Source organism: Myxacorys chilensis, assembly GCF_059505265.1.
The window spans coordinates 1-16,613 of record NZ_JCACKG010000083.1; the positions used below are offsets into that span (position 1 = coordinate 1).

The following is a 16,613-nucleotide window of genomic DNA, read 5'->3' on the forward strand; positions in this document are numbered from 1 at the left end:
TTCTGACAAACCATCACCAAAAGCTGCGGAGAGCCCGAAGTTGTGAAAATACGCAGGGAATTGGATGAAGGGGATTTATACAAAGCGTTAGGCGATCTGCGGAAGAAGGGCATTGTCGTATCGATTTCTAGCCGACTGAACCTTCAACTCTCCTAGAGGACTGCCAAACCCTCAAAAGCCTTGCCGCGAAGAGATTAGAACGAGTTAGTTGGCTGCATAAATCGAGAGTTAGCGCGGACAAAGCAGTTATCCGAGGTTCGCAGCCAGGGAGAACCACTGAAGGTGGTCATGGCCAGCCCAGAGCGATCGCGAAACGCCGTAATCGGATCTCCCGTCTTGTAGGTGCGGCGAAGTGCGCCATTGGGTGTGGCGCGACAATTAAGAGAGCCATCCGCTGACACCGCTCGCCACCCGCGCCAAGTGCTAAATTGAGTTCCACCATTCCACTGATCGACGATCGCAGGGGTAAAGTCTCCACGCGCATCTGGACGGGGCAAGGCATCCACTAAATTGAGCGTAACGGTCTGACCGATCACGGGACAAGATTTTCCGCCTGTAATTTTCCAAGTGACTGAGAATCGTTGCCCAGGGCGATTGTCGAGAATGTCGATCGTGCCGGTACAAACCTGTTCGGCTCCGGGACCTGTGCGAACATCTCGAAACGTTCCTCCATAGCGCGATACACCACTATTGGGCACTGGAACGCCAGACACATTCGCTGATCCAATCCAATCTTTGCCTTGAATTCGACTCACGTATTCCACGCTCGGTTTCGCGCGACTGAGATCAAGTACGAAGCGAGTTTGTCCCGTTGTCGTGGTATAAACAGCGGCTGAGGCGGCAGCCGGAAAGGCAAGCGATAGCGCGCTCATCGCGAGAAGATGACGGAATTGCATAGTTCAGTCCTTTAGATGTGTCTCTTCAAAGTTCATCAATCCTGAAGAGACTACGCTTGTGTTGTGCGTTGCTACGGAAGAAGTCGATAAATTGCTTCGATGCTCGACAGGAGGAATTCTGCGGGGTGTGGCAGTTAACCAAAGCTTGGTATTAAATGTCCAAGTCTGCATGCTCGCAGTGGGTAATATCTGTCGTTACAGCAAGTGCCTTACCATCACTGCTATTTAGCTCGTCTGCTAATGATTGGAGGCGATCGCCGCGCTGTCTACTTAGCACTACGATCGCGTCCATGATAACCGCTTTTCCTTCAGTGTTGTTGCTCATCTCTCCTTACTCGGCGTCGGATTCCTGTAAACCGATTTCCCGAACTTTGAATTCTTCCACGTCGATCAACAAGAGATACTTCCTGATCAACTCTTCGTCAAACTCGGCACGGCGATTCATCTTGTTCAATAGATTTCGTCGTTGTTCCAGCACTTCCAGGTAAATGGATTGATAGCCTTGTAATGAGTTTCGCCAGACGAAATTTGATTCTTCGAGTTGGCGATCGAAAAACCTCAAATCGGTTTCAAGCTTCGAGAACAAATTATCCAAGTGTTCGTTTTGTGCCCGCTCTGGGCTGTGTTTTTCTTCCAGAAAGCGAAGCGAAGCCTGCGCTAATTTCTTTTGAATAATGATTTCCTGCTTTTGTTCAGGAATGAGGGTGAACCGATCCTTGAGATTTACTTTGCGAACCAGCCAGGGTAGCGTTAATCCTTGAAACACCAGGGTCATTAGAATGACGATAAACGTGATAAAGAGAATGAGGTCACGATAGGGAAACGGCTGTCCTGCTTGAGTGAGGATCGGAACGGAGAGTGCAGATGCCAGCGATACCACACCGCGCATTCCTGCCCAACCGAAAATCAGCGGACCTCTCCATCCCGGATTTGGGTCTGACACCGGGATAAAACGGCTCATGAATCTCATCAAAACCGAAGTTCCTAATGTACAAAGCAGCCGGGTGACAATCAGCACGAAAGCGATGATCAATCCGTACCAAACGGCACTGCCTAAACTAATGTTGCCAAGCTGCCGAGTGACAAACGGCAATTCGAGTCCGATGAGCAGAAAAATCAACCCGTTCAAGACAAAGACCAGATTCGCCCATACATTTGCCCCGCCAAGCCGACTCTGGTAACTCAGCTATTGCGCTTGCTGGATAACAGAAGTCCACCGCTGACGACCGCTAGCACGCCCGAAACATGAAAGTGTTCAGCAAAATAATACATGCAGTAAGGCGTGACCAGTGATAAAACGATTTCGATACTGGGCGTTGTGGGTAATAAACGATGAATGGTGTAGAAAATCAATCCGACAACGAGTCCGATCAGGATTCCGATGAAAATAACGGAAACGAAGTTGACGGCTGCCTCTTGAAATTGAAATTGTCTGGTGAGGACTGCCGCCAATGCGAAGCGAAACACAATCAGCGACGAGGCATCGTTGAGCAAGCTTTCACCTTCGACAATGCTGACCAGCGATTTTGGCACGTTGACCTGTCGCATGATCGTCGTTGCGGAAACGGCATCCGGCGGTGAGATAATGCCACCCAGAAGGAAGCCCAGCGCTGGAGACTACCGCAATCACGCATGACGTTAAGATGACAATCGGAAAAGCAAACCCAATGATTAGCCCTCGCCATTTCCAGAATTCTTTCCACGAGACTTGCCATGCCGCTTCATAAAGCAGAGGTGGAAGAAAAATCAGGAAAACCAGTTCCGGGTTGATGGTGGTAGTTGAAAACGGAGCGATGAAACTCAGCGCAAGTCCGCCTAATACGAGCACGATCGGGTAAGCCAGCCGCAGCTTATTGGCGATCATGACCAGTCCAAGAATGATCAAGATGAGGCAAATATATTGGATGAAAATGCCTTGCATGAGGTAAATGTTGAAGTGTGAAGAACAGCTATTTTCCCACTTAGCGATCGATCAGTTGCTCCATCTTTTCGGGGTATCTTGCTCCTTGTATCTCAATCCTTGAGGCAGCATCATTAATGTCACGCAGATCGTCAGGCATGAGTTCGACCGAGACTGCCTCAATGTTTTCCTCTAGGCGATGCAGCTTTGTGGTGCCTGGAATCGGTACAATCCAAGGTTTCTGAGCCAGTAGCCAAGCAAGCGCGATCTGAGCCGGGGTCGCCTGCTTTCGTTGCGCGATCGTACTGAGCAAATCAACCAGCGCTTGATTCGCTTTCCGAGCTTCTGGCACAAAGCGAGGGATGGTGTTGCGGAAGTCGGACTGATCGAGCGTCGTGTTTTCGGTGATCTTGCCTGTGAGGAAGCCCTTTCCCAGCGGGCTAAATGGAACGAAGCCAATTCCGAGTGCTTCGAGTGTTGGTAAGATCTGGGCTTCAGGCTCCCTCCACCACAGCGAGTATTCACTTTGCAGCGCTGTCACAGGTTGAACGGCATGAGCGCGGCGAATCGTTTGTGCGCCTGCTTCAGACAATCCAAAGTGCTTCACCTTGCCGTCCTCGATCAGTTCCTTCACCGCGCCCGCCACATCTTCGATCGGCACGTTTGGGTCAACGCGATGTTGATAGAGCAAGTCGATCGCCTCAACCTTGAGTCGCTTGAGCGAACCCTCCACAACCTCTTTGATATGTTCGGGTCGGCTGTCCAACTCACTCCACCTCGATTCGTCGTTGGCAGCAGGTTTGAACCCAAACTTGGTGGCGATCGCTACTTGGTTGCGGAAAGGGGCGAGAGCTTCGCCCACAAGTTCTTCATTGGTGAATGGACCATAAACTTCAGCGGTATCGAAAAATGTTACACCGCGATCGACAGCCGCTCGGATTAGGGCAATTGCTTCCTGCTTGTCCATAGACGGTCCGTAGCTAAAGCTCATGCCCATGCAGCCCAGCCCGATCGCCGAGACTTCTAAATTGCTGTTTCCAAGTTTGCGCGTTTGCATTTTGCTTTCCCCTTCAAAGTTTCACCTTGGTTATTCCGATTTAAGGGATGCCATATCAATCACGAAGCGGTACTTCACATCGGACTTGAGTAGGCGATCGTAGGCTTCGTTGACTTTTTGAATAGGGATAACTTCAACATCGGCAGTGATGTTATGTTCACCGCAAAAGTCGAGCATTTCCTGGGTTTCCGGAATGCCGCCGATGCTGGAGCCGGAGAGGCTGCGGCGTGCCATAATCAGGCTAAATGCTGCAACATCCAGGGGCTTTTCGGGAGCACCGACCAGCGTGATGTTGCCATCCAGGCGGAGCAGGTTGAGATAGGCATTAATATCATGTTTGGCAGAGACGGTGTCGAGGATGAAATCGAAGCTACCAGCATGCTTCTGCATCTCGTCAGCATTGCGGGAGACAACCACTTCGTCGGCACCGAGGCGGAGTGCATCTTCCGTCTTGTCAGGAGAGGTGGTGAAGAGGACGACATGCGCTCCAAAGGCATGAGCAAGCTTCACGCCCATGTGCCCCAATCCGCCCAGACCAACCACGCCTACTTTCTTACCCTCGGTAACTCCCCAATGACGGAGTGGCGAATAAGTCGTGATACCTGCACACAAGAGCGGTGCAACTCCAGCTAGATCGAGGTTTGGGGGAACGCGCAGCACAAAGCGTTGATCAACGACGATGCTATCCGAGTAGCCACCATAGGTAACCGGAGCGGTCTCGTGCTTATCTGGAGAGTTGTAGGTGAAGATTACAGTTTGACAAAACTGCTCAAGACCCGCTTTGCAACGGGGACAGACCCCGTCCGAATCGACCATGCAGCCGACTCCTACTAGATCGCCGGACTTGAACCGGGTCACTGCCGAGCCGACTTGAGTGACCCGACCAACGATTTCATGACCAGGCACGATCGGGTAGGTCGTGGACATGAAATCGCTCCACTCGTTCCGCACCGAATGGAGGTCAGAGTGGCAGATGCCGCAGAAAAGAATTTCGATCTGTACGTCGTGTTCGGTTGGATCGCGCCGAGCGATCGTGTCGGATGCCAGTGGTGATGTTGCGCTGGCTGCGGAATAGGCTTTCGTGTTGTACATGAATGGTGCTCCTATTGGTTTACGTTTGATGCTTGGTATTGTTCGTCGCTGACTTATTCCAGTCAGTCCACTGGCTTGCCGTCGAGTCTTTCCTGAATGACGATAATGCTTTGCTGCCGTGTGTTTAGGGTTCGATCGGGTTGGCGACGAACATCACTGCACCGTTTGACCACCATCCATGACCAGGGCGTGCCCAACCATGAAGGCAGCCGCGTCCGAGCACAGCCAGACGACAGCCGCAGCAATCTCCTCAGGCTTGCCCATCCGTCCAATCGGCTCCTCCGCAATCACCTGCGATCGCCCTTCGTCTGTGCCGCCCGTGAAGCGCCCCATCATTGGGGTGTCGATGTAACCGGGACAGACGGCGTTGATGTGGATGTTCTGTGCGGCGTAGTCGAGGGCGGCTGCCTTGGTGAGACCGATTACGCCATGCTTCGCGGCAGTGTACGCGGGGCTACCCTTGATGCCGATGATTCCTGCGCCCGATGAGGTGTTGACGATCGCACCGCCTCCCTGTTTAAGGATCAGTGGGATTTCGTGCTTCATGCACAGGAAAACGCCGCGCAGGTTGATGTCGATGATCCGATTCCACTCCTCTTCCTCGTATTCCGCAGTCGGAGCCGGATTTCTCGGCTCGATGCCTGCGTTATTAAAGGCGAAGTCCAACCGCCCAAAAGCCTCAATAGTCCTGTCCAAAGCCGCCTGTACGTCCTCGCTGCGCGTCACGTCGCACTTGACAGCAATCGCCTGTCCGCCCTGATTTTCGATCAGGTGTACCGTTTCTTGATTACTCTGTTCTAAAATGTCAGCAACTACGACCTTAGCGCCTTCATGAGCAAACGCCAGCGCCGCCTCGCGACCAATACCGCTTGCTGCTCCGGTCACAAACGCAACTTTTCCTGTGAAACTTCCATTCAAGTTGGATAGCATATTTTCTCCTGTATTAATCCTGTATTAAACTGACAGTTTCTCGCTTACCGACTGAGATGCTGATTGAAAAAGGACGCAAGCTTGTCCCAGGGGATCAGGTTCACCCGATCGTACAGATCGACATGTCCCGCATTTGGAACGATGTAGAGTTCCTTTGGTTCGGCTGCACGCTTGTAAGCATCTTCGCTGAACTCCCTCGAATGGGCGTTGTCGCCTGTGATGAACAGCATGGGACGGGGCGAAATCGTCTCAATGTCATTGAATGGGTAGAAGTTCAGAAATTTGACGTTGCTGGTCAGCGTCGGGTGAGTTGTCAGTTGCGGCGACGAACCTTCGGGGGTGTATTCGCCCCTGGGAGTGCGGTAGAAGTCATAAAACTCACGCTCAATCGCGGTGGAGTTTTCATTCAGTTCATGCACAGTTCCGCCTGTGTATTGAGTCTCGCCGCCTGTGAACTCCATATAGCGTTGTTCAGCCGCCGCTGCAATCGCTTGCTTCCTCTGTTCGAGGGTCGTAGAACGTCTCAGCCCATTACGGCTGGCTGCACCCATGTCATACATGCTGACCGTCGCGATCGCCTTCATGCGCGGGTCGATCTTGGCGGCACTGATAGCAAAGCTACCGCTGCCGCAAATTCCAAGAACGCCAATCCGGTTTCTATCAACAAATGACTGAGTGCCCAGAAAATCGACCGCAGCACTGAAATCCTCAGCATAAATGTCCGGCGCAACAACGTTGCGAGGCTGCCCTTCACTCTCGCCCCAGAAGGATAAATCAAGGGACAAGGTAATAAATCCTTGCTCAGCCAGCTTTTTGGCATACAGATTGGCGCTCTGTTCTTTGACTGCGCCCATTGGGTGCCCGACAATGATTGCCGGATGATTGGTGTTTTGATCCAAGTCTTTAGGAATGAAGAGATTCCCAACAACCTGCGTGTTGTATTGGTTTTTGAACGTAACTCTCTGCATGGTCACCTTATCACTTTGATAAAAGTTGTCTGCCCCTTGAACAACACTGGGCTGCTGCACGGGTGCTTGGGAAGCTTCACGCGGAGTGCGTGTTTGTTCGATCGCAAATGCTGCTGTTGCACCGATTGCACTCATTAAGAGGGTTGGTATTAAAACATGGTGTTTCATGGATTTCTTTGTGAGTTTATCTAGCGGGTTTACTTCGGTTTAATCGTCGCAAGCCGCTTCCTTGCTGTCTCCGCTTTACTGCGATTGCAACTCGATCGTCACTTCTACAGAACCAGGCGCATTCAATGCCTCGATGTCACCGTCAATTTTTCCGAGGATGACGAGTCCGTTTGAGTAGCCAAAATCGTTGTAATACATCGCCAAATTTCCCCAGGGCGCGTAATACGCGATATCTCCAACTGAAGGATCACTGCCCGGAGGTGCATCTTCTGTCGATAATCGTCTTGGTAAATCACTAACTTTTTCGGTGTTCGCGTAGTCTTTCAGCGTCAGCGTTAATGGCAGCAGGGAAATAAAATCCTGAGTGGTTTTACTATCAATCAACGTAGCTGTCACAACTTCGTTTCTGACCCTGATGTTGATCTTCATCCTGTTTGCCTGCTCGGTTGATGGTTCAGTTGATGTCTCTGACGGTATCTCTGACGAGGCACTGTTGGTGATACTGTTGTTGGCACGGCAAGCTGAGGAATTTAGAGACATTGCCACGGCGAGGAGCAAAATTAGCATTCGCTTCTGACTGTTTTTCCCCTAGCAGGAAGGTATCTCAAAAGCATCAGGATCTCCCCTCATACTGCTCGTCGCTGACCTGCTCCATCCAGTCCACAGGGCTGCCCTTGAGCGCCTCCTGAATGGCAATATGAGTCATGGCTGTCGTTGCTGTCGCTCCGTGCCAGTGTTTCACACCGGATGGAATCCAGACGACATCACCAGGTCTAATTTCCTGAAGTTGATCGCCCCACTGCTGCACCCAGCCAATTCCATCCGTCACAATCAGGGTTTGCCCCAAAGGATGCGTGTGCCATGCGGTGCGGGCACCAGGCTCGAAGGCGACACTTGCGCCGGATGCGCGTGACGGCTCATGCACCGGAAAAAGAGGATTGATGCTTACAGAACCTGTGAAATAGTCGGCTGATCCTTCAGTGGAAGGCTGCGAACCATTCCGCGTGATTTCTACGTTCTGTGGGCGATCGCCCGATGAAACTTGAGTATGACCTGCCTGTGCAAACCCCAAAGCTAATAAGGATGCCATGACAGGTATCGTGAGCCGTTTCATTTTCGTTCCTCCATGTTTGTGCTTCGTCATGCAAAACTTGACCACAGCGACCCGCTGTGGATTGGATGATGCTTCCCGTGCGATCGTGAGAAGCGATCGCTTCAACCAACCTGTGTATTCCCTTTGATAGAAGTCCAGACGATTACAAGCCGTTGGAATCGTTTTTCATTGCTTTAACCTCATTCTAGGCATCCTGAAAGGCAAGCAATAGGATGATTGTCTAGAATGGTTGTACAATTCTGCAAACTTGCACCAGCTTCCATCAAGTCACGCTAAATTCTTATACAGGCTTAGCTGCCAAACCCTTTCTAGACCTTGATGTGTCCATAAATTAATTGGAACAGGCACAAGAAATGAACGCTACAAGAACGAGCGAAAAGTCTGGTAGAGCATTGATGGACGACCCGCACGCAAAGCGTGAGACAGACCGGGCGCAAGCCAACCGAGAGGAACTGATAGAGCGAATTGCACAGGTGATTGGTCAGGATGGCATGATCGAGCCGCTGAAAGGATTGTTCTTCTATCGCACTTCCTACCCTTCAGAGTGCTTGCACAGTGTCTCGATTCCGTCCTTCTGTGTGATTGCTCAGGGCAGCAAAGAAGTGCTTTTAGGCAGCGATCGCTATCAATATGACCCGATGCACTATCTGCTGGGGACGGTCGAACTGCCGATTGCCAGCCGAATTTTGGAAGCATCCCTAGAGAAACCATTTCTGAGCCTTCGCCTCGATCTCGACCCCACTCTGGTTGGTTCAGTTATGGTGGAAGCAGGCTACCCCTCAGCCCATCGGGGTGCTAGTGTCAAAGCGATCGACGTGAGTCGACTGGATGCCAATCTGTTGGATGCTGTGGTACGGCTCGTCAGGTTGCTCGATTCCCCGGCGGAAGCACACGTGCTCGCACCTCTGATTAAACGGGAAATCATTTATCGACTCCTGATGGGAGAGCAAGGAAATCGGCTGCGTCAGATTGCCGTTCTGGGTGGCTACACTCACCACATTGCCAGAGCGGTTGATCGACTGCGTCAGGATTTTAACCAGCCCCTTCGGATTGAAAACATCGCGAGAGAGCTTGGCATGAGTGTCTCTGGCTTTCACCATCACTTCAAGTCTGTCACGGCTATGAGTCCGTTGCAGTTCCAGAAGCAACTGCGACTCCAGGAGGCTCGCCGTCTGATGCTGGGGCAAAACCTTGATGCTAGCAGTGCTGCTTACCAAGTGGGGTACGACGATGCCTCGCACTTCAACCGGGAATACAAGCGGCACTTTGGCGCACCACCCATGCGCGATGTGGAGCGACTGCGAGAGTCAGCTAGGGAGACTGTTAGTTCAACATAATCTCCTCAAGAGGTTTTAATCTCTCCAGAAACTACTAAAACGGGGTGGAGACAATTTGGTGGAGCGTGCCATCTGCGCCCGTCTCAGAAGCTTGGATCAAGCAAAAATTGCCGCACTCAAATTTGCGGCGATTCCAGTATTTTTGCATCCCAGAACTTCTGCGGGGTGCAACAGTGAACCCAGGATGAATCGAGGTCCATTAGGCAACGTTCAGCCTAACGACATCGAGTGAAGGCGAACTGAAGTCTTGTGGATCACCACAATCAAAAGCTCCCACACCCGTGGAAGCTAGATGATAAGCACGACAAACATCGGAAATTTGGCAATCGGCTTGCTGTTAGAAGCTCAGCATCGCCGCTTTCTCAACTAAAGCCGCCCAAGTCTCTGGGTCGATGATGCCCGTCTGAGGCAGACGCACCAACGCTTGTACGTTCATCACCGCTTGTTCGGTGAGGGCTCCAAAGTTGCTATCGATCTCCCCTGAATACAGCTTGGCATCGCGCAGCACTTGCTGAACTCGTCCCACGAGCGAACCAGTACTGCCACGACGCAACAGCGGCTTTTCGATCAGATCCCGGTTAGACAACACTGCCCGAGTGTGGGTGCCCACAATGCCATCCTGCACTAAGAAGTAGCGGTATTGCACAATTTTGACAGCCTGTTCGGTGCGCGTTCCAAAGACGCCATCGACAACGAGTTGCTTACGTGCCCCAAAGTAGAAATTGAGCTGTTCTTGTAAGCGTTGGACGGCCGGTCCAGTCGATCCTTTCTGAAGCAAAGGTTGGCTGAGGGAAAGGGAAACAGTCGTGGTCACCATGATAGATTCTCCTTCATGAATAGAGCAGGAATACACAATAGAAACGTGAGCGAGGCGCGGACGGGGGAAAGCACGCATCTGGGTCAGAGACAGCACCCATGAAGTGGTGCTGGACCAGAGCTATGCTTTCCCGACATCGCGACTAATGGATTAACAGCCAACAGGTTCAACTCGAACGCCTTGACTGCGAACCAGGTCATAAAGTCGCTGGCGCACGGGCAATCTTGCAAACCCCTTGGCAGGAGAGAAGCCATAGCGCTGCTGGAAGGTGATGACGGCAGCGACCGTTTTCGGTCCATAGAACGGCTGATTCATCGGTAGGTTGGCATTAATCACTCGGTTTAAGTGGTCTTGCAGAACTCGCATCGCCTGTTCTGCTTTAGCCAGGGTAAGCGGTCCGGCAATGCCATCGACTTTCAGTTTGTAATAGGCTTGGAATTCTTTAATCGCCTCGATCGTCACCCAATCGAGGAGGGGACCATTCGAGTCAGAAATCGGCGAGGTGAGTTCTCCTTCAGGCGGATAGAGGAAACCAAAGCCTTGAAGAATGCTGCGGAACTGGGCGTTGCTGTATTGCATGGTCGGACTCCTAGATGAGGGGTGAATCAGGATGGGTCTTAGCGGTGCAGGCTTCTGGATTGCTTTCGCTTTCGGTGAGTCCTGCTGTGTTTCTCGACATCCTCACTCTATTGCCCCTGCCCCAAGTGCGTCGATGAGGGTAAGTTGAGGAAAGTTATGGACTGGGTTAAGGTTGAGCCGTTCAGGAATGGTCAGACTGGGGAGCGACTTCGTCCGGGTCGGGGTGGAGGGCGACCCTGCCTCAGGGCTGCCGCCAGTTAACCCATGGCGGCACTGGAACTACGGAAGCGGGTGGGTTGAGTGTGCAAACGTTATCTGCGTCCGGTGGGCTAGGTTGTTAGCGCTCCATTCCCTCTTTAAATCCTGGTTCACTGCAGATCGCCGCAGAAGTTCGGATCAAGCAAAAAATGCCGCACTCAAATTTGCGGCGATTCCAGTATTTTTGCATCCCAGAACTTCTGCGGGGTGCGGCAGTTAACCAAGATTTAAAAGAGTGAATTCAGCGATACAACTTTGGCGTTGTGCGGCGGCAGACAACCTTTCGGATTCACAAGGCACTTTCGTAGGTCTGCACTAACGCCATGAAGGCCCAAACCGAATTGCGGCAGCGCAAATATTTGAACAACCTGATTGAGCAAGACCATCGGAACGTGAAACGGATTGTGAAACCGATGATGGGATTTCAATCGTTCAACAGTGCAAGAAGAACATTGGGTGGGATTGAGGCAATGGCGATGATTCGCAAAGGACAAGTGAAAGGTATCAACCAGGGGACAGTGTATCTGAACAAGATTCATCAATGAACTCTTCGGAGTGAGTGCTTAAAGCAACACAAACGAGACCAATTCGTTTGTTGCTTTAAAGTCTTTGCGACACAACCCTCCTAGTCGTGAACAAGCGGAAGGTAAGTATCCCAGCTTTAGTTTGATCTTTGAATTGGTTAAGAAAAAGTTAATAAACTTCTAATGAACCGGAGTTAGTATGAAGATGAGTTCATATGAATGTTCATTCTATTCATGATTGCAGCGCAGCCAGAGAATTATCCATCATGAGTTCTTCTCAACTTATCCTTCAGTTCGATTGTGCCCGCAAGTTGAAAATTCTAGCGGACTCAACCCGTCTAGCTGTATTGCAAATGCTGATGGAGCGATCGCTGCATGTTCAGGACATGAATGCGGTTCTAGGACTAGAGCAAAGCTTGTTGTCTCATCATCTGAAGGTGCTGCGGCAAGAGGGCTTTGTCACTGCAACTCGCGATGGTAAAGCAGTGCGATATGATCTCGCTGCTCATTTGCGACCCGCCCAGGCGAATCGAGCCATTGACTTAGGCTGCTGTCTGCTCTTGTTTGAATGAACTTGTTGATACTTCTTTTTGAGTAATGACCTATCTAAGAACTCTAACTCCCTTATTCCTGGCGATCTCTTGCTTGTCGCTCCACTCCTGTACAAAGCCCTCTAACTCGACTGGGGCAACAGACCAACCGCAAGGCAAGATCGTCTTAACCGGATCGAGTACTATTGCACCCCTGACGGCTGAAATTGCGAAACGATATGAAGCAGAACATCGGGGTGTCCGAATTGATGTGCAGTCTGGTGGTTCTTCACGGGGGATTGCAGATGCTCGTCAAGGGACAGCAGACATCGGCATGGTGTCTCGATCGTTGAAGGACAACGAGAAAGATTTGCAAGCGTTCACCGTTGCCAACGATGGCGTTTCTGTGATTCTGCACAAAGACAATCCGGTGCGTCAATTGAGCGATCAGCAGATTGTTGATATCTACACGAAAAAAATTACGAACTGGAGAGCGGTCGACGGACAGGATGCACCGATTACGGTAGTGAATAAGGCAGAGGGACGCTCTACCCTGGAATTGTTTGCACAATACTTCAAGTTAGAGCCAAAAACGATTCAAGCGGATGTGGTGATCGGAGACAATGAGCAAGGGATTAAAACCGTAGCGGGGAATCCCAATGCGATTGGCTATGTGTCGATCGGGTCAGCCGAATACGGCACGACCCACGGCACTCCGATTAAACTGTTGCCCGTTAAAGGCGTTGAAGCGTCGATCAACAATGTTGCTAATGGCAAATTTCCGATCTCACGCCCGCTCAATCTTGTCACCAAGACGGCTCCGACCGGATTGCAGAAAGAATTTATCGAGTTTGCTCGTTCACCGAAGGTAAAAGACATTGTTCAACAGCAATACTTCGTTCCACCGTCGCAGTGAAGCCGCCTTGGTTTGGGGACTCCGAGCAATCGCGCTAGTCTCTGGCGCGATTGTGCTGCTGATTGTGTTTTTCCTAGTGTGGGAAGCGATTCCTGTACTTCAGCAAGTTGGGGCGTTTCGCTTCTTCACTGATGCTTCTTGGCATCCCGCGAGCAATGAGTTTAATCTCACTCCAATGCTCGTGGGGACCCTGCTCGTGATGACAATCGCTGTGCTGATTGCAACGCCGCTAGGGATTTTGTCTGCCGTGTTTTGTCAATACTATGCGCCACCAAGAATCGCGCAATTCTATCGCCGCTTGATCGAACTTCTGGCAGGGATTCCCTCGGTTGTTTACGGCTTTTGGGGCTTAGTGGTACTCGTGCCTCTGATTGGACGACTGCATCCACCGGGACCGAGCCTGCTAGCGGGAACGCTCATCCTCAGTTTAATGATCTTGCCAACGATCGCACTAGTTGCAGATGCTAGCTTTACCAATGTCTCCCCGGACTATCTCAAAGGCTGTGCAGCGCTAGGACTGGGACGGTGGGCAATGATCCAAAACGTGGTGTTTCCCACTGCCCGCGCTGGATTGATCACAGGTGTCATTTTGGAAACCGGACGAGCGATCGGAGAAACAATGGCAGTTCTCATGGTCTCTGGCAACGTCGTTCAAGTTCCTAAAAGTTTGTTTGATCCCGTTCGTACTCTAACCGCAAATATTGCATTAGAGATGGCATACGCCGTGGATCAGCATCGTTCTGCTTTGTTTGTGAGTGGAGTCGTGCTCATGCTGATAATTGGAATGCTTGTCGCGATCGCTGAAGTCCTGAATCGAGGGCATTTATATGACTAGAAAAATGACCACCCCTCAAGCCTTTCGCGCTTTGCCTTTTCGGAGTTCAGAAGGGATTGCGACTCTAGGAATTTGGGCAGTGGTTGTACTGGTCAGCGGCACTCTATTCTGGCTACTCGCAGACATTTTTTGGCATGGAATCGGACAAGTGTCCTGGAATTTTCTCACCACGGAACCGTTAAATGCAGGGCGAGAAGGCGGGATTGCGCCCATCTTGGTTTCCACAGGATTGATTGTGGGGGTTTGCATGGCGGTTTCGATTCCGCTGGGCGTTGGCACTGCGATCCTGTTAGCAGAGTTTACTGCCAATGAAAGCTGGCTGGGTCGCTTTGTCCGCTTGAGTCTAGATACGTTAGCGGGCGTGCCTTCGATCGTCTTTGGATTGTTTGGCAATGCTTTTTTCTGCAAGACGCTGGGTTTCGGATTTTCGATTCTCTCCGGCGGATTAACGCTGGCTTGCATGGTGTTGCCGATTCTGATTCGTTCGACTCAGGAAGGACTCCGAGCAGTCCCAGAGGATTACCGTCGCTCTGCGGCAGCTTTAGGAATCACGCGCACAGCAACCCTCTGGGAACTCTTGCTCCCTGCCGCCATGCCTGGATTGATGGTGGGGTTATTACTGGGGATCGGACGAGCGATCTCAGAAACGGCAGCGCTCATCTTCACGAGTGGCTATGTCGATCGAATGCCGGAGTCGATCTGGGATTCGGGAAGAGCGCTATCGGTGCATATTTTCGATTTAGCCATGAATATTTCGGGTGGAGAATCAAACGCCTACGGTTCGGCACTCATTTTAGTCACAACTTTGGTGATGATTAATAGCACTGTTTCTTGGCTAGCAGAACGGTTTCGCAAGTCTCGCATTCTCGTGGTCTAATCATGTCCTACCCCCCTTCCCTGCACATTGAGCAATTGAGTCTGCACTACGGCAACAAGCCTGCTTTTGAAGATGTCACGCTCTCGATCTCACCTGGCAGCATTACAGCAATCATTGGTCCTTCCGGTTGTGGCAAAACGAGTTTTCTCTATTGCTTGAATCGATTAGTGGAATTGATGCCTAAAGCTCAGATATCCGGCAAGATTCTGCTCGACAAACAGAATCTTCAAACCCTAGATGTTCTCGATGTGCGGCGGCGAGTTGGCATGTTGTTCCAAAAGCCGAATCCCTTTCCTTTATCAATTATGCGGAACCTTGAATTTCCGCTACAGGAGCATGGCATTCGGCAGCGAGACGAGATCGATCGCATTGTCGAGATGAGTTTGAAGGATGTGGGGCTATGGAGTGAAGTGAAAGATCGGCTGAAAGCACCTGCCCTTTCTCTATCGGGTGGTCAGCAGCAGCGTCTTTGTCTTGCTAGAGCTTTAGCCCTCAATCCCCAAGTGCTGTTGATGGATGAACCGTGTTCCGCGCTTGATCCACTGTCTAGTGAAGTGGTGGAACGATTAATTATCAATCTGCGCGGGAAATTCACGCTGCTTGTGGTAACGCATAATTTGGCACAAGCAAAGCGAATCGCTGATCAAGTTGCTTTGTTTTGGGTGCAGGAGGAAGCCGGACACCTGATTGAAGTTGGTTCTGCGGATCGACTGTTTAATGCACCGCAACACCCGCTTACAAGGGCTTACGTGACAGGAGCAAGGGGCTGAAGCATTATAGCCAAGACACAAGGATGGTAAATTCAGCCGTATTTAGTTGTTGTGAGGAAAGAGGGGATGAATTTGCCTCTCAGCGGCAAGATGGCGTTCCCGTAGCTTTCGGACCAAAAACAACTTCAAGACTGAGATCTAATTAGAAGTAAAGGCTGAGAAGCTCTAGTGTGCAGAGCTTTAGATTTAAGTCAACCTAGCATTTGGTGTGGAATTGATGTCGTCATGCCAGGTTGGAAATTAATGGGTGTCATCCTAAAAGCAGCGGACTGAGAATTACACAGCTTCTGACAATTACACAGCTTCTGTAAAAAGCTGACCAATAATCTGTGCTAATACCTCAGAAATTCTGCGCTTACCGCAGAAATCCCAACACTATAAAAATGGCTCAGTTCCCCTCCCAGTCTGGGATTGAGCCATTTTGCATTGGACTGAATTTCTAAGCTGGACTGAACGAAAGAATGCGGCTTTGAGGGCGGTTGTAGTATACGCATCAATCCGCCATTAGTCCAAAGTTTGTAACACGGCTGTATTATGGTGCGAGTTAGAGGCGTGTCAATTGAGCGACCAAGAGTTCAGTGAAATTGCACCCTCAAGGGGTTGAGCCGACATAGGGGCAAAAAAGTGCAAGATGGACTAGAGAGCTACACCTAGATTGAGTTCTGAAAAATTTGCTATTAGACGACCGCTACAATTTACGATCGCGACAGCTATACGTAGAAGCGATCGAAGCACTCTGCATAGGTTTGAGCAAATGTTCTAGTTGTCGCGAGGCCCAAAAATAGCCGTCGTCTAACAATTTGATAAAGGTTGTTCCAGAACAGCACTTCTGCCTTGCGGGACAGAAGTGCAACAGGAGAATGAGGGTTCCAGTCGTTAAAACTACCTCAAAATAGACCCTGTACTACTGACCTAGATATAGTTGACGAGTTTTGCCCCACACTGAGAAGCGCCGAAGACACCTCTCAAGTGCTTTCGACGCTTCTCAGTTTATGCGTAATAACACCCTGGCGATGCGCTATTTTGACAGGAGGCAACCCTCCCA

Annotated in this window: 19 protein-coding genes and 2 pseudogenes; 9 read left to right on the forward strand and 12 right to left on the reverse strand. The window is 50.8% G+C overall.

Translation table 11 applies throughout. The features are described from left to right. Positions 1–194 precede the first annotated feature (194 nt). The 9 genes and pseudogenes from AC5JLB_RS05095 to AC5JLB_RS05135 all read right to left on the reverse strand — a co-directional run bounded on the left by AC5JLB_RS05095 (position 195) and on the right by AC5JLB_RS05135 (position 7,407). A complete protein-coding gene (locus AC5JLB_RS05095; RefSeq protein WP_495872766.1) occupies positions 195–896 on the reverse strand; it encodes a hypothetical protein in 702 nt (233 codons plus the stop codon). A 151-nt stretch (positions 897–1,047) separates the two neighbouring features. Further along, positions 1,048–1,221, reverse strand: coding sequence for a hypothetical protein (locus tag AC5JLB_RS05100; RefSeq protein WP_495872767.1), 174 nt, complete (start codon positions 1,219–1,221; stop codon positions 1,048–1,050). A gap of 6 nt (positions 1,222–1,227) precedes the next feature. Beyond that, positions 1,228–2,082: a cation:proton antiporter domain-containing protein gene (locus AC5JLB_RS05105; protein ID WP_495872784.1), complete on the reverse strand. Its 855-nt coding sequence runs from the start codon at positions 2,080–2,082 to the stop codon at positions 1,228–1,230. Beyond that, positions 2,079–2,817: pseudogene (locus AC5JLB_RS05110) on the reverse strand (cation:proton antiporter). The gene AC5JLB_RS05105 and the pseudogene AC5JLB_RS05110 overlap by 4 nt, the downstream one beginning before the upstream one ends. A gap of 40 nt (positions 2,818–2,857) precedes the next feature. Next, on the reverse strand, positions 2,858–3,853 hold the full coding sequence (locus AC5JLB_RS05115; protein WP_495872768.1) for an aldo/keto reductase: 996 nt from the start codon (positions 3,851–3,853) through the stop codon (positions 2,858–2,860). A gap of 30 nt (positions 3,854–3,883) precedes the next feature. Then, positions 3,884–4,945: an NAD(P)-dependent alcohol dehydrogenase gene (locus AC5JLB_RS05120; protein WP_495872769.1), complete on the reverse strand. Its 1,062-nt coding sequence runs from the start codon at positions 4,943–4,945 to the stop codon at positions 3,884–3,886. A 153-nt stretch (positions 4,946–5,098) separates the two neighbouring features. Beyond that, a complete protein-coding gene (locus tag AC5JLB_RS05125; RefSeq protein WP_495872770.1) occupies positions 5,099–5,875 on the reverse strand; it encodes an SDR family oxidoreductase in 777 nt (258 codons plus the stop codon). 44 nt (positions 5,876–5,919) lie between these two features. Beyond that, positions 5,920–7,011 carry an alpha/beta hydrolase gene (locus AC5JLB_RS05130; protein WP_495872771.1) on the reverse strand — a complete coding sequence of 364 codons (1,092 nt, stop codon included), beginning with the start codon at positions 7,009–7,011 and terminating at the stop codon, positions 5,920–5,922. A 75-nt stretch (positions 7,012–7,086) separates the two neighbouring features. Then, complete coding sequence (locus AC5JLB_RS05135; RefSeq protein WP_495872772.1) at positions 7,087–7,407, reverse strand: cyclophilin-like fold protein; 321 nt, start codon at positions 7,405–7,407, stop codon at positions 7,087–7,089. A gap of 19 nt (positions 7,408–7,426) precedes the next feature. Here AC5JLB_RS05135 and AC5JLB_RS05140 point away from each other — a divergent pair, with 19 nt between their 5' ends. Then, on the forward strand, positions 7,427–7,588 hold the full coding sequence (locus AC5JLB_RS05140) for a hypothetical protein (RefSeq protein WP_495872773.1): 162 nt from the start codon (positions 7,427–7,429) through the stop codon (positions 7,586–7,588). A gap of 36 nt (positions 7,589–7,624) precedes the next feature. On the opposite strand, the gene AC5JLB_RS05145 is transcribed toward AC5JLB_RS05140, so the two are convergent. After that, positions 7,625–8,125 (reverse strand): (R)-mandelonitrile lyase, encoded by a 501-nt coding sequence (locus AC5JLB_RS05145; protein ID WP_495872774.1) that lies wholly within the window; start codon positions 8,123–8,125, stop codon positions 7,625–7,627. 353 nt (positions 8,126–8,478) lie between these two features. Here AC5JLB_RS05145 and AC5JLB_RS05150 point away from each other — a divergent pair, with 353 nt between their 5' ends. Beyond that, complete coding sequence (locus AC5JLB_RS05150; protein WP_495872775.1) at positions 8,479–9,462, forward strand: AraC family transcriptional regulator; 984 nt, start codon at positions 8,479–8,481, stop codon at positions 9,460–9,462. A 337-nt stretch (positions 9,463–9,799) separates the two neighbouring features. On the opposite strand, the gene AC5JLB_RS05155 is transcribed toward AC5JLB_RS05150, so the two are convergent. Further along, positions 9,800–10,279: a peptidoglycan-binding domain-containing protein gene (locus AC5JLB_RS05155; protein WP_495872776.1), complete on the reverse strand. Its 480-nt coding sequence runs from the start codon at positions 10,277–10,279 to the stop codon at positions 9,800–9,802. A 150-nt stretch (positions 10,280–10,429) separates the two neighbouring features. After that, complete coding sequence (locus AC5JLB_RS05160; protein ID WP_495872777.1) at positions 10,430–10,858, reverse strand: peptidoglycan-binding domain-containing protein; 429 nt, start codon at positions 10,856–10,858, stop codon at positions 10,430–10,432. A 14-nt stretch (positions 10,859–10,872) separates the two neighbouring features. Between AC5JLB_RS05160 and AC5JLB_RS05165 the strand changes: the two genes are divergently transcribed. From AC5JLB_RS05165 to AC5JLB_RS05195, 7 genes and pseudogenes are all read left to right on the forward strand, one after another. Continuing rightward, positions 10,873–10,995 carry a hypothetical protein gene (locus AC5JLB_RS05165; RefSeq protein WP_495872778.1) on the forward strand — a complete coding sequence of 41 codons (123 nt, stop codon included), beginning with the start codon at positions 10,873–10,875 and terminating at the stop codon, positions 10,993–10,995. Between the two features lie 459 nt (positions 10,996–11,454). Continuing rightward, positions 11,455–11,661: pseudogene (locus AC5JLB_RS05170) on the forward strand (DDE-type integrase/transposase/recombinase); the annotation flags it as partial. A gap of 245 nt (positions 11,662–11,906) precedes the next feature. Further along, positions 11,907–12,212, forward strand: a complete 306-nt coding sequence (locus AC5JLB_RS05175; protein ID WP_495872779.1) for an ArsR/SmtB family transcription factor — start codon at positions 11,907–11,909, stop codon at positions 12,210–12,212. 25 nt (positions 12,213–12,237) lie between these two features. Continuing rightward, on the forward strand, positions 12,238–13,086 hold the full coding sequence (locus AC5JLB_RS05180; protein WP_495872780.1) for a phosphate ABC transporter substrate-binding protein: 849 nt from the start codon (positions 12,238–12,240) through the stop codon (positions 13,084–13,086). After that, positions 13,049–13,921, forward strand: a complete 873-nt coding sequence (gene pstC, locus AC5JLB_RS05185; protein ID WP_495872781.1) for a phosphate ABC transporter permease subunit PstC — start codon at positions 13,049–13,051, stop codon at positions 13,919–13,921. Before AC5JLB_RS05180 ends, pstC begins: the two co-directional genes overlap by 38 nt. Positions 13,922–13,925: 4 nt before the next feature. Further along, positions 13,926–14,798: a phosphate ABC transporter permease PstA gene (pstA, locus tag AC5JLB_RS05190; protein ID WP_495872782.1), complete on the forward strand. Its 873-nt coding sequence runs from the start codon at positions 13,926–13,928 to the stop codon at positions 14,796–14,798. A 2-nt stretch (positions 14,799–14,800) separates the two neighbouring features. Continuing rightward, the gene (locus tag AC5JLB_RS05195; RefSeq protein ID WP_495872783.1) at positions 14,801–15,568 is read left to right on the forward strand and encodes a phosphate ABC transporter ATP-binding protein; all 768 of its coding nucleotides are present in this window, start codon (positions 14,801–14,803) and stop codon (positions 15,566–15,568) included. The last annotated feature ends 1,045 nt before the right edge of the window (positions 15,569–16,613 follow it).

Coding starts and splice junctions, on each gene's coding strand:
- AC5JLB_RS05095 (WP_495872766.1), bottom strand. CDS start 896: ATGCAATTCCGTCATCTTCTCGCGATGAGCGCGCTATCGCTTGCCTTT.
- AC5JLB_RS05100 (WP_495872767.1), bottom strand. CDS start 1,221: ATGAGCAACAACACTGAAGGAAAAGCGGTTATCATGGACGCGATCGTA.
- AC5JLB_RS05115 (WP_495872768.1), bottom strand. CDS start 3,853: ATGCAAACGCGCAAACTTGGAAACAGCAATTTAGAAGTCTCGGCGATC.
- AC5JLB_RS05120 (WP_495872769.1), bottom strand. CDS start 4,945: ATGTACAACACGAAAGCCTATTCCGCAGCCAGCGCAACATCACCACTG.
- AC5JLB_RS05125 (WP_495872770.1), bottom strand. CDS start 5,875: ATGCTATCCAACTTGAATGGAAGTTTCACAGGAAAAGTTGCGTTTGTG.
- AC5JLB_RS05130 (WP_495872771.1), bottom strand. CDS start 7,011: ATGAAACACCATGTTTTAATACCAACCCTCTTAATGAGTGCAATCGGT.
- AC5JLB_RS05140 (WP_495872773.1), top strand. CDS start 7,427: ATGTTGATCTTCATCCTGTTTGCCTGCTCGGTTGATGGTTCAGTTGAT.
- AC5JLB_RS05145 (WP_495872774.1), bottom strand. CDS start 8,125: ATGAAACGGCTCACGATACCTGTCATGGCATCCTTATTAGCTTTGGGG.
- AC5JLB_RS05150 (WP_495872775.1), top strand. CDS start 8,479: ATGAACGCTACAAGAACGAGCGAAAAGTCTGGTAGAGCATTGATGGAC.
- AC5JLB_RS05155 (WP_495872776.1), bottom strand. CDS start 10,279: ATGGTGACCACGACTGTTTCCCTTTCCCTCAGCCAACCTTTGCTTCAG.
- AC5JLB_RS05160 (WP_495872777.1), bottom strand. CDS start 10,858: ATGCAATACAGCAACGCCCAGTTCCGCAGCATTCTTCAAGGCTTTGGT.
- AC5JLB_RS05165 (WP_495872778.1), top strand. CDS start 10,873: ATGAGGGGTGAATCAGGATGGGTCTTAGCGGTGCAGGCTTCTGGATTG.
- AC5JLB_RS05175 (WP_495872779.1), top strand. CDS start 11,907: ATGAGTTCTTCTCAACTTATCCTTCAGTTCGATTGTGCCCGCAAGTTG.
- AC5JLB_RS05180 (WP_495872780.1), top strand. CDS start 12,238: ATGACCTATCTAAGAACTCTAACTCCCTTATTCCTGGCGATCTCTTGC.
- pstA (WP_495872782.1), top strand. CDS start 13,926: ATGACCACCCCTCAAGCCTTTCGCGCTTTGCCTTTTCGGAGTTCAGAA.
- AC5JLB_RS05195 (WP_495872783.1), top strand. CDS start 14,801: ATGTCCTACCCCCCTTCCCTGCACATTGAGCAATTGAGTCTGCACTAC.